Origin of the sequence: Halorhabdus sp. CUG00001 (assembly GCF_009797925.1) — an archaeon.
Taxonomy (GTDB): domain Archaea; phylum Halobacteriota; class Halobacteria; order Halobacteriales; family Haloarculaceae; genus Halorhabdus.
Genome location: NZ_VOLB01000001.1, coordinates 2,482,827 through 2,493,893 on the forward strand (window position 1 = coordinate 2,482,827; position 11,067 = coordinate 2,493,893).

The 11,067-nt window shown below is 63.3% G+C and carries 16 protein-coding genes and 1 tRNA gene; 10 read left to right on the forward strand and 7 right to left on the reverse strand.

From position 1 onward, the window contains the following. Positions 1-9: 9 nt before the first annotated feature. Genes FR699_RS12290 through FR699_RS12310 form a run of 5 tightly spaced genes read right to left on the reverse strand, consistent with a single transcriptional unit; the run spans position 10 to position 3,334 of the window. Complete coding sequence (locus FR699_RS12290; RefSeq protein WP_158855579.1) at positions 10-756, reverse strand: hypothetical protein; 747 nt, start codon at positions 754-756, stop codon at positions 10-12. Then, positions 749-1,228 (reverse strand): hypothetical protein, encoded by a 480-nt coding sequence (locus FR699_RS12295; RefSeq protein WP_154552488.1) that lies wholly within the window; start codon positions 1,226-1,228, stop codon positions 749-751. The genes FR699_RS12290 and FR699_RS12295 overlap by 8 nt, the downstream gene beginning before the upstream one ends. After that, on the reverse strand, positions 1,219-2,184 hold the full coding sequence (locus FR699_RS12300; RefSeq protein WP_158855580.1) for a hypothetical protein: 966 nt from the start codon (positions 2,182-2,184) through the stop codon (positions 1,219-1,221). The genes FR699_RS12295 and FR699_RS12300 overlap by 10 nt, the downstream gene beginning before the upstream one ends. Then, positions 2,172-2,798, reverse strand: coding sequence for a hypothetical protein (locus tag FR699_RS12305; protein ID WP_154552486.1), 627 nt, complete (start codon positions 2,796-2,798; stop codon positions 2,172-2,174). The genes FR699_RS12300 and FR699_RS12305 overlap by 13 nt, the downstream gene beginning before the upstream one ends. Continuing rightward, a complete protein-coding gene (locus FR699_RS12310) occupies positions 2,798-3,334 on the reverse strand; it encodes a hypothetical protein (RefSeq protein WP_158855581.1) in 537 nt (178 codons plus the stop codon). The genes FR699_RS12305 and FR699_RS12310 overlap by 1 nt, the downstream gene beginning before the upstream one ends. A 212-nt stretch (positions 3,335-3,546) precedes the next feature. On the opposite strand from FR699_RS12310, the gene FR699_RS12315 reads away from it, so the two are divergent. The 10 genes from FR699_RS12315 to FR699_RS12360 all read left to right on the forward strand — a co-directional run bounded on the left by FR699_RS12315 (position 3,547) and on the right by FR699_RS12360 (position 8,699). Beyond that, a tRNA-Ala gene (locus FR699_RS12315) sits at positions 3,547-3,618 on the forward strand. A gap of 287 nt (positions 3,619-3,905) precedes the next feature. Beyond that, positions 3,906-4,283 (forward strand): hypothetical protein, encoded by a 378-nt coding sequence (locus FR699_RS12320; RefSeq protein ID WP_158855582.1) that lies wholly within the window; start codon positions 3,906-3,908, stop codon positions 4,281-4,283. Beyond that, positions 4,283-4,531, forward strand: coding sequence for a hypothetical protein (locus FR699_RS12325; protein ID WP_158855583.1), 249 nt, complete (start codon positions 4,283-4,285; stop codon positions 4,529-4,531). Before FR699_RS12320 ends, FR699_RS12325 begins: the two co-directional genes overlap by 1 nt. After that, the gene (locus tag FR699_RS12330) at positions 4,531-4,776 is read left to right on the forward strand and encodes a hypothetical protein (protein ID WP_158855584.1); all 246 of its coding nucleotides are present in this window, start codon (positions 4,531-4,533) and stop codon (positions 4,774-4,776) included. Before FR699_RS12325 ends, FR699_RS12330 begins: the two co-directional genes overlap by 1 nt. Continuing rightward, positions 4,776-5,498: a hypothetical protein gene (locus FR699_RS12335; protein WP_158855585.1), complete on the forward strand. Its 723-nt coding sequence runs from the start codon at positions 4,776-4,778 to the stop codon at positions 5,496-5,498. Before FR699_RS12330 ends, FR699_RS12335 begins: the two co-directional genes overlap by 1 nt. After that, entirely contained in the window at positions 5,491-5,760 is a 270-nt protein-coding gene (locus FR699_RS12340) for a hypothetical protein (RefSeq protein ID WP_158855586.1), read from the forward strand. Before FR699_RS12335 ends, FR699_RS12340 begins: the two co-directional genes overlap by 8 nt. Then, a complete protein-coding gene (locus FR699_RS12345; protein ID WP_158855587.1) occupies positions 5,757-6,095 on the forward strand; it encodes a hypothetical protein in 339 nt (112 codons plus the stop codon). The genes FR699_RS12340 and FR699_RS12345 overlap by 4 nt, the downstream gene beginning before the upstream one ends. Next, on the forward strand, positions 6,092-6,604 hold the full coding sequence (locus FR699_RS12350) for a DUF6884 domain-containing protein (RefSeq protein ID WP_158855588.1): 513 nt from the start codon (positions 6,092-6,094) through the stop codon (positions 6,602-6,604). The genes FR699_RS12345 and FR699_RS12350 overlap by 4 nt, the downstream gene beginning before the upstream one ends. Beyond that, positions 6,601-6,942, forward strand: coding sequence for a hypothetical protein (locus tag FR699_RS12355; protein WP_158855589.1), 342 nt, complete (start codon positions 6,601-6,603; stop codon positions 6,940-6,942). Before FR699_RS12350 ends, FR699_RS12355 begins: the two co-directional genes overlap by 4 nt. Next, a complete protein-coding gene (locus FR699_RS12360; RefSeq protein ID WP_158855590.1) occupies positions 6,939-8,699 on the forward strand; it encodes a hypothetical protein in 1,761 nt (586 codons plus the stop codon). The genes FR699_RS12355 and FR699_RS12360 overlap by 4 nt, the downstream gene beginning before the upstream one ends. Positions 8,700-9,265: 566 nt before the next feature. Here the strand turns inward: FR699_RS12360 and FR699_RS12365 are convergent. Both FR699_RS12365 and FR699_RS12370 read right to left on the reverse strand, forming a co-directional pair. After that, entirely contained in the window at positions 9,266-9,550 is a 285-nt protein-coding gene (locus tag FR699_RS12365; RefSeq protein WP_158855591.1) for a hypothetical protein, read from the reverse strand. Between the two features lie 188 nt (positions 9,551-9,738). Continuing rightward, a complete protein-coding gene (locus FR699_RS12370; protein WP_158855592.1) occupies positions 9,739-11,067 on the reverse strand; it encodes a hypothetical protein in 1,329 nt (442 codons plus the stop codon).

The following is an 11,067-nucleotide window of genomic DNA, read 5'->3' on the forward strand; positions in this document are numbered from 1 at the left end:
GGCGCCGTTTCATGTCGAAATAGAGACGTCGATCCGAACGACTGACACCGCGACCGACGTTGCTGTCCCGCCAGTCAACTCACACGCGGTAACGTCGCTCGGCGTCGCGCCACCGGAGACACACGTGACGGCCGGGCCTTCGAGGGCGGCTTTCCACTGCTCGGCGCGCGGTGACGTGACGTTGACCCAGAGGGTATCCTCGGTGTCGTAGACTGCCAGAAACTCCGAGGACTGTTCGCTCCGTAGTCGGACGGTGCCGCCGCTGACGGTGTTCTCGTTTCGAGCCCGGGTGCCGACGACGGTCACGTGGACGCCGTCGGACGAGACGACCATCGGTGGTTCACGTACGACGACACCCCCGGTATCTCGCGTCCGAAAGACGGCCCCGCCCGCATAGACGATCTGTGCGTCGCCTTCCCCCCGGAAGATGATCGGCGTGATCTGCTGTTCGACCAGCGTCGCAGACCCGTTCGTGACGTTCATCGTGATCGGTGTCCCAAGCGAGAGACTGCCTGATGCGAGATCGACTTCGGTCGCGCGGCTCGGGGCACCGCCCGCGTAGACGTCCATCAGATTCTCGGCGATCACGTCGAACGCTCGCTCGGCGTTGTCGAGCTGTTCGCTCGTCCGGATATCCGCGAGTGCTGTGAGCCCGCTCGTCGAGACGAAGACGACGCTCGCCATGATCAGTGCGAACACGAGGACGAAGCCGATCACATCGCTCAGCCCGCGTTCGTCCAGTCGACCCTTAGGCATCGTCTACCTCGATCTTGCCTTCTACGGCGTCGTACCGAATCACGACTGTGCCGCCGGTTGTGACACTCGGGCTGACCGCCGTCGTCTTCTGGACGGGGATCGTCACCGAGACGTCCGGGCTCTCCGTCCGGAGTTGCAGGGACGCATTTGTACCGCTCCGGAGTTCGACGATATATGATTCCCCAGCGATTGTTGTCGGCATTCGGCGGTTGATTTTTCCTGTGTCGATCCCCGTCGGGTCGGCACTGACGACCCGATCGAGTTGTTCGATGTCACTGGCTAGGTGCTCGCCGACGATCTGCATCTCCGTTTCAATTGCCTGCTCGCGCTGCTCGGAGACGAATTGCCCGCCCGCGAAGATGAGCCCAGTCGCCAGTAGCGTGCCAATCCCGAGTGTGAGCACGTACGAGACGGTCGTCGATACGGCCCGCTCACTCCCACGCGTCGAGACGTCCCAGTCGATCACGGCCACTCACCCGGGGCGACCCGGACGGTTCCGTTGTAGACGATGCGCTCACTCCGTTGAGTGAGCCGGATCGCCGTTGCGTAGGCGGCATGGGTTACCCGGGGAGACCCCGACGAGCCCGGTTCGAAATACCGGTCCGGATCGGGACTGGCCGCGATCGTCTCGTCGTCGACGATCACTTCGAACGACCCAGTGGCCAGGTCGCCGTGGACGATCCCAAGCTCGTAGGGCGGGGCGGGCACGTTCGCCTGTAGGGCCGGGACGTCGTGTCCGTTGACCGTTCCCGCACCGAGATCGATCCGGACCGGCGGTGAGTCCTCGGGCGGACTGTACGTGGTCGTCGCGCCGCCAGCTCCTTCGATCTCGACAACCACGTCGGTCGCGTTCTCGTAGACGGCCATCCGCCAGACGTCGCCCCCGGACGTGGCGGTGAGTTCGAAGCACTCGCCACCTGGGGAACACGAGTCGCTCGTCGTCCGGTTGTCACTGACTTCGAAGACGAGCGAGCGCGCTTTGATGCCCCTGGCCAGTGTCCAGTTTGCCGTCCCGTTTCGATTCGTCAGATTGCGCCCTGAGTCGGGTTGGACGAGCCGGCTGCCAAGTGTGACCGACTCGACGGCGACGTTCGACAATCGGCCGTCGACGGCCCCTTGCCGGCCGGCGAGTGTACTGTACTCGTCGATAGCTGTCGTCAGGTTGTCTGTGATGGCGCTTTGGTCGGTGTTGTTGTGCGCAGTGACGTATGCGAGTAGCGACGCTACCCCGCTTTCTGCTTCGTTGCGGACCTCGATCGGCCCACCACCGGCTGCTGTGTCACTCCGGGTTGCGAGGTTCTCTGCGTAGATCGCCGAATTGAGAATCAACGCCAGCGCAACGAACGTTACCGCCAGCGTGAACCCGATCAACAGGATGATCTGTCCGCGATCCTCTCGTCGCTGCCCGTCTCCGCTCAGATGCGCCACACGACCACCTCCACGCGGACCACGTTGTACAGCCCGCTCGCACTCGCGTCCGGCGCGTAAAACGAGTCCGTCGCTGAGACGTTCGTACCTGTCGGTGTCTCGTCGGCCGCTCTGAGAACGGCCGCGTCGGTCAGCGTCACCAGCCGACTCGCCCGGACGGCACTGTCGCTTGGGGCGCCCTGATAGACCATCTGAATCCGTCGCCGTTCGCCCCCTGGGATAGCGTAGCTAATCCGGACGTTGTACGCGATTCCGCGGCGGTCGAACGTCTCTGCGAGCAACGCACCGAATTCGTTTGGCGGGGCCGAGGCGTAGCGGCCGCGTGGCCCCGCCTCGTGGAACGACGGCCCGCTCTCGTTCCAGTAGAGGACAGCGCTTTCGAGCGTGCCACTCTCTGCCGCCGAGGCAAGCACGCCGGTCGCTGCCGCTCGTTGCTGGTTTTGGATGTGCTGACTCGACGTACTCGCTGACAGTGGCGTCACGGCCGTCACCTGCAGGGCAAAGGCGATACTCGATAGCACGAGCAAGCCCGCGATAATCCCTTCGAGCGTGTGTGCCTGGGCTCGTCCGCCGGTGGACTGTCGGCTGCTCTCTCGACTTGTCGGGGGGGCCATCACCAGACCACCACCCGGATAACCGCGGTCGTTCCCTCGATAGAGACGACGCGTCTGGCGCTCACTGTCGGCACTGCGCCGTCCGGAATGGGTTCTCCCGTCGCCAGTCGCCGGTCGCCGGCCCCGCAGTCCGGTGACTCGACTTCGGCCAGTGCCGTCCCGTTCCAGCACAGCAACTGATACGTCGATCCCGATATCGACCCCTCCAGCGTGACGTTGACGTCTTGGAAGGGACCGATCGCCAGCCGATCCGTCGCCGTCGTCCCGTCGTAGTTGCACCCGGCCGGGACGCCAGCATCGAAGAAGCCGACGGTACAGGCCGTCTCGAGGACGTACGGTGTGGCTGGGTCGCCGAGCATGCCTTCCGCGAGAGTGTCCGCCGCGCGATTGGCCCCGACCGTCTCGGCGTCGGTGCCCTGTTCGAACGGCTGGAGCATTCCCGGGACGAAGGTGAACGCGAAGGCCAGTACCAGCACGAAGAGACCGATCCCGAACGCGAAATCCAGTGTCGTCTGGCCGCGATCGCGAGGCCGCACCGATCTCGGGGCTCGGGTGTGGTGGCGTTCCATGGGTCGGTTTCGCCGCCTACAGCCGTCGATGGCCGCTCGCTGTGGTCCTATGCCCGAATAATTCCCGGCGAACGGGCAAAGCTATTGTGGCCGTTTCTCTGGCCAGCACTGGCTCGCCGTCGCGGTCACTGGTTCGATGGGTTTAAGAAATCCCGTCGGATACTCTTCGGTGACGACGCGGGCTCGTAGATCAGCGGTAGATCATCCCCCTGGCACGGGGAAGGCCGCGGGTTCAAATCCCGCCGAGTCCATCCTTCTGACGCCGGTATAACGAGGGATCGTCAGAGCGACGAATCCACGTCGTTAACTGCTGAGCGTTCCGTTCTCTCAAAAACGTATCATCCCTGTGAGGGGGGAGTTCGTGCGAAGACCGAACGCGCCCCTTACCGTCTGGCGATGCGGGCCAGGGAACAGGGGTGGTCGGCGTGAGCGCGACTGACGTCGATCTCGACGCTGTCGAGATCTGCGAGTTCTGTGGAATGCCGATCCTCGAGGAAGGGCAGGACTGTTCAGCACTGGATGATGGGAGGTGCCGACCATGAGCGTCGACAACGCCGACGTCGACGCCGTAAGTCCCGATCGGCAACTCGCGTGCCCGACGAACACCAGTCGGGAACCAGAGCCCATCGACGCCGACGATCCTCGCGTGACCGAGGACGGGCTTTGCAGCCACTGTTTCCCAGACGGGATTCCCGAGGACGTCGAGACGCTGCTGCGGATCGGCCGCTACGACAAAGGCATCCATCTACCCAAATCGTACGACGGCGAGCGTTGCATATTCGGCTCCTACGACGGCTACACAACGTACGAGTACTTGCTCGATCGGATGACCATCGAGGAGTGGGATCAGTTCCTCGATGGTGAACTGACGCTCGACGAGATCAAACAGCGGATCGAAGAAAGGGGGTCGGCCTGATGTCGATCGACATCGATCACTCCCGCGATCCCCACGATCGCGTCGCTCGATCCGACGACCAGGCCGAGATCTTCGTCGAGCACAACCCTGAACAGACGCTCATCGTCTCCGATCTCGGCGAGCACGGCAGTGTCGTCGCGGCCGTCGACGTCGGCGAGATCACGATCGAAGACACCGTGGAATTCGCTCACGATCTGCGCGAGCGGTTCCGCGACGTGACCACACCCGCATCCGGGGGTGGTGACTGATGTCGTTCCGAGACGGCCTTCGACAGCCGTTCTCGGCTGTTCGCTGGGGATGGCTGAACAGGGTCGCCCTGCCGATCGCTCACCATCTCCGCGACGATCGAGATGGATGCGATCGATGTGGCCAGCCGCGATCTCCAGGCTTCGTGCGGGCCGAAGTCCGTGCCTGGTATCACAACATCATCCCGGAGGTCGGTCGCTACTGTCTCGACTGTCGGTTAGAACTCACGACGGGAGGTGATGCCTGATGGCGGCCGCCGACGAGATCGCCGACGACGTCTCCTGGGACCTGGAAGAGCAGCTGGTCGTCGACGTCGACGAACGTGCGACCGACCGCGCGATCGAGATCCTCGAGGACGCTGATCCTGACCAGCGCGTCACCGTCCAGCGCGTTCTTGAGTACGCTCGCGGCGAGCGTCCCGCTCGCGCGGTCAAGCCCAACGACTGGGCGCGCACCCTCGAGCATGTTGACGGCCGACTCGCGTTCGTTTCCTGGGGTTCGAGTGGCATCACCGAAGTTGGGCTGAAAGATGACCCTGACCAGCGACGCCAGTTTGACGTCTGGATGTTTTCGGCACTTCGTGAGGGTAAGCAGCGTGACGACGCCACGAGCGCCGGCGTCGCCGACATCCTCCGGGATGCGAAGCCCGCCATCGTCCCCGTTTGGAAAACCCACCTCCGGCCTGAGATCGTCACCGACGGCGGTCAGTGCGTGGACGACACTGACCGGGAGCCCGCCTTCGAAGTCTCCTACGGGTGCGAGAACTGCGGGGCGGAGTGGAGCGACCAGTACCCCTCGCGGACCGTCATCCGAGACAGCGATCAGGTCGGGGCCTACAACAAGGACTGTGACCACCTCGGGACGACTGCCTGCGACTGCTGTCACGGCATTCGCTGCCCTGTCTGCGAGTTGATTGCGGATGTCGTGGTCGCCGACCGCAACCCGATCGGCGGTGATCGCGATGAGTGAAGACGATACTGAGCGTCGGGACCCGAGCGAGGACCCAGCAGCCTGCTCGCGGTGTGGCGTCCACATCGGACTCGCGAGCGACGACTACTGTGCTCCATGTGCCCGCGAGATTGGCGCGAAGCCGCCGATGCAGCGCTGCATGGGCTGTGGGAAGAGCTATCCACAAGAATGGATGGACTCCGTCGACGTTTCGCCGGAGGACGAGTACTATCCCGAGATCCGCCATCTCTGTCCGGACTGTTCGGGAGGTGACTCGGCTTGATAGACGCCGATTCTCCCACCGGATACCGGTGCGACAACTGCGGCGCGTTCTGTGGCGTCGTCGTCGAGTACCGAGGACCGTCGCTCTCGGAGATCGAGTCCTGCGTCAACTGTGGGACGAATGTGCCTGACTGCGCTGCCGAGGACGGGACCGTCTCGGGCTGCACCAACGAGGCGACCCACGAGGGAAGCCACAAGCCGAATCACATCGACCGCTACTGGTGCGACGAGCACGCTCCCGACGACGCCGAGGTACTTCCTTACGTCGAGGTGGACCGTGGAAACGGCCGGTCACTACGTGCGGCCACTGACCGCGACGGAGGTGAGTCGGCGTGAGGTTCGTCATCGTCGGCTGTGGCGCTGCCAAACGGGACGCGCCGCAGGGCCAAACATACCCCGCGAAGCAACTGTACACATCGACGTACTTCCAGAAGAAGCGCGAGTACGCCGAGATGTGCGGGGATCAGTGGCAGATCTTGTCGGCGGAGCACGGACTGATTCCGCCGACTGCTGAACTCCTTCCCTACGAGACGAGTATCGACGACCTCGACGAGGAGGAACTCGACCAGCTCGCCCACGAAGTCGGCATGGCACTTATCGAATGGGTTGCGTGGGAACTTGGAAACGGCCGTGACGTTGACGAGATCGTGGTCCTAGCCGGAAAGAAGTACATCCAGCCGCTTCGAGATCGGGAAACGTTCCACGCCGGCATCGAGCCGACCGTCGTGTTCCCGCTTCAGCAGAACGACCTTTCCGGAATCGGCGAACAAATGGCGTGGTTGGACGCCCGTTCCGACGGTCACGAGCAGACCACGCTGATGACCGACGGGGGTGAGTCCGCGTGACGATTTCTCAGTCGAGTCCTCAGGACCTTCCCAGGGAAACGGTCCTCAGCCCGGATGTCGACCCACATTCCGGCGTTGTCCGCTGCTCGCTTTGCGGACAGGAGCTCGAGGATGTTGGGACTCCGCTCGTCCCTCGACGCTTCCTCGAAGATCTCGACGTCGATCGCGACGTGATTCCCGTGTTCGGCTATCGGTGTTCGAACCACCGTCGCGAGCACGTCATTATCCCGTCGCCGGTCGACCACGCTCCAGAGTCGTACTCACGCGTCGACGCCCGTCTCGACGACCGAGACGGTGCAATGCCAGTTGCAGTCCCGAATCCGGTGATCAACGCATGAGTACGACGACTCCAACTGCTGTTCAAGACTTCCAGACACAGACGCCCAGTCTCGAACCCGATCTCGAGGACAAAGACGACCCCAACGCTGCTGGCGAGTGGGAAACCCTCGACTATCCCGATCCGATCACGCACGGGATCGGTGTCGAGTTGGTGATCAACGATCTCGATGACGATGATCGAGACGAGTTCGCGTATCGCCGCCTCTGGCGTGCGTGGCGCGACGCCGTCGGTGATCCGTCCAACGAGCCATATGTCCTCATCGAGGACGTCCACGAGCGTCTTTCGTGGCTCGATGACGACTTCCCAGCCCATCTTGTTCTCAAGTCGAAGGGCTGGAAGGTCGGCACCGACGCCGGCGAGGACGGCGTCGAGGGACAGCGCTACGAGTACAGCCTGCAGGTCGAGCGCTACGACCCCGAGATCGACGCTGACGACCCGGAAGAGGCGATCGAGCGCTCGCGCGACAATCTCCGGGCTCCGGTCTCGTACCAGTGCTGGATTCAGCCACAGAACGAGGATCTGGTCTACCAGTCCGGCGATAATCTCATCTGCCAGTACGGCGAAGGGACGAAGTTCCGAACCCAGACCACCTACGCCGAGGCCGGCGAGGCGATCGCCCGGACGATCGCCGTAGTCTCCCTCGCGTTCGACGCCCTCGAGATCGACCGCCCGGCTTGGGAAACGATGAACCGTGAGTCCTGGCGGCTCTGGAAGGGTGAAGTCCATCATCGAATTCCGAAGACGATGATGTCCGCGGTCGTCGCGAAGCTCCGCTCGATGCGAACGTTGATCGAGTTCGGTGGCTCCGGTGATGCCGAGGGTGGCGGGCGCTACCGGAACGGAGCCAATGTTGAGGAGCGGGTTGTCAGTGACATGTGGAACCGGATTGGCTTTGCTGGCTACGCCGATCGCGACGGATTTCAGCTCGGCCAGAAGGTCTATCGAATCACAGGGAACCCTCGAGACTCCCGGCTGAAAGAACCGAAGCTCGAGGCTTTCTTCGCCGGGACAGACGACGACACGAGACTGCCACACGTTGACGACTGGGGTATGCTGCGAGGGACTCTCCGCCAGCTGGTCAGCGCGACTGCGATTCGCTCGGGCATCGAGCACTACTCGCTCCAGGAGGACGACTACTACAAGCCCGACGAGCGCGAGATGATCGACACGATCGTCCCGAAGGGCTGGCGACGCGCGATGCGCGAGGCCAACGAGGAGCGCGAGGAGAGCATTCTTCGAGTCTGTTACTCCTCGCTGACGAAGGCCCGCTGGGACATTCTGTATCTTGTCGCGGCACTGGACGGCGCTAAGTACGACCAGCTCGTCGAACTCTCTGGCTTTTCCCGCGACTACGTGCGGGAGATCGTGGCCGAGTTCGAGGAAGAAGACGTCCTCCGCCGAACGACGTACCCTCGTCTGGTCGTCTTCCACAACGAGGAGTTACGACTCAACTCGATCGAGCGCCTCGAGGAGATCCATCCGGATCGGTCGCTCGACGATGTCCGCGCCGACGCAGAGGATCGAGTCGAGCGCCGTCGCGAGCAGCGCGAGCAACGTGAGGAGGCTGACGACCAGAACGACGAAGCCGACGACGCCGGCGACGACCAGGAGGACGTCGACGACGATCGTCCCGAGTGGGTGCTCGTCGAGGACCTTCGCTACTCGGCCGCCGATATCGGCAGGTACCTTGAGAGTGGCGAGATAGAGCCTGACGACGCCAAAATACGCGCGAGCGCCTATAACTGGCTGGGTTAGCCTCCGGCGCTCGCTTTCGGGCCCACCCGGGCTCGGTAGCTGCAGCAATCTCTTTTTTCGGTGTTTTTCGCCGTTCTTGTCCCATACATTTCTAATTATTCTCGATAGTATCTTGTTCCGTATGTTTGCGTAGGGCAAATATCATCGCGCCTCGCGCCGATCGCCAGTTTTCCGCTCGATTCCGTTCCACGCCAGTGGCCCCTTCCGCGTGTTTTCACTGTCCTCAGTACTTCTTTCCGCAGATATTGGTCTGTATCTGGTGCCGGGTCGCCCCAGGTACCCCTACGGTAATTGCCCCTAAGGGGCTATTCCAATTGCGCGCCTCGCATACCGCTCGGCGCGCTCGTGGATTGGTCAATCGGCAATTGGTGCCCGGTAGAAGTAGTGAACGGGGTGATGCGGTGTATTGAGCAATCGGGACGATCCTACCCCAGGTGACCTTACGGTAACGGATCAGCGATGTCGATCTCGTCCGCAGTTCGGACAGACAGGCGGATAGTGGCCGTGAGGATGCGCAGCCGCGCTCGCGCAGCGCTGACAGGCGACCGCGGGCACTGTGTCGGCGCTCATCCGACCACCCCGCTGAGCATGTCCAGCGCGTCGCTCTGGAGCCACGTCAGCCCGGCCGAGACGTGATCGAGGATGCGCGGCAGGTCGAGATCGGCCCAGCCGAGCGCCATCGCGACGGCAGCCGTCACGAGCAAGAGCACCACGTCCGAGACGACGCGACCCAGCAGCGAGCCAGCTCGCCGGCCGGCACGAGCACCCCGGAACAGATACCAGGCGACGACCAGCAAGATCGCCCACGTTCCGACATCGATCCCGAGCGAGTCGACGAGTTCAAAGATCACGCGCGCTCGCCTCCGTTCGGTCGCGTCGCTCGTGTGTGCGCGGGGGCACCCCGCCAGGTGCCGTTAAAACGCGCGCGCGTATCGGCGCCGGCTCGGCCGCGAATAGCCGCGCGCGGCCGTGTTTCTGCCGTTCGAACCCGTGCCTCGACGTCTCGAAATTGCCCAGAGTCGAGCGATTTTTTGAAATTTTAGACACGAAGCATCGCCTCCCGCCACCCCGGATACTCGATGTTGAGTTCGCCCCGGAAGTCGATCGTCCGGTAGGGGTTCGACCAGCCGACCTCCGCGAAGCGGTTGTTTGTCCAGACGACGGCCGTCCCTTTCGGCTTGCCCGACATGAACTGCGTCGAGACCGGCGGTTTCGAGATACCAGGGACGGACGACGGGACGTCAGTGTCCGGCATCGTCACGAACCACCGCTCTTTTTCGAGGACGTCGGGATCGATCCGGTTGATCGAGTGGCTCATCGAGACCAGACTGTGGTTTTTCTTGCGCGCTTTCCCGTACACCTCGGGCCAGGACTTCACCTTTTGATGCGTGTCCGAGGCGTCAGCCTTCGGATTCATCGGCACGAGATCGCTGAACTCGTCTTCGATCACCGTCGACGGGTGCAGGAACTGGTCGGCCTTGGCCCGAGCTGCCATGAGAGCGTGATCCCAGTACCGGAGGCGCGTTACCTCACTAATGTCGTCCGCCTCGTCGGGCGTCACGTAGTTCGTCGCCGTCAGGCGCTCACACTCCCGGAAGCGGGGGTCAGGAAGGATCGCATAGGCACCGCCCCGGAGGACGATGTTCTCCAGGATGTCGACCGGATCCTCGTACTCGATGACGTTGCGGAACGGGTGCGGCGTCGTCAGATCGACGTCGACCTTGTCGAGCCGCGGGTTTTTCGGGACGAACTCCGCAGAGATCTCGACGCCCTTCGGCCGGAGAAGCGTCATGTACGGCGCCATCGGCAGGATCTCGACCTCCTCGACGAGGCCAGTCTTGTCGGCCGGGAGTGGCCAGAGGATCGTTTCGTTGTTGATCTCCATGAGCCGGACGACGCCCGGCAGCATGCCGAACGACGTCTTCCCACCGCCGGGTTTCGAGTGGGCGTGCATGTCCGTCCCGCCGTCGCTGAGGCGGCCGACGATCTCCGGACGCTCGGCCAGCCACTTCATGACCTCAATCCGGGTCCGCGGCGCGCCCTGCTCCTCAAAGTACCCGATGTCGCCGTCCTCCAGCGCCCAGATTTCGGCGTCGTCGACGTGGACGACGGCGTCGAGGTAGGCGCTCGGGAAGCGCGTGACCGGGTGATCGCGCCGGTCGAACGCTCGCAGTGCCTTGTGGAACGGCGTGATGCCGAAGTATCGGTACAGCATCTCGCCGTCGTGGGCACCGCGGACGTCGTCGACCGTCTCGGCATCGTCGTCGCGATGGACTCGTGCCTGCCGCGTCGCCGTCGACGGCGTCCCCTCGACCTCGGCGGTGAACTCTTCCTTCAGTCGCTCGTCGAGTGAGATCTGCATCGACAT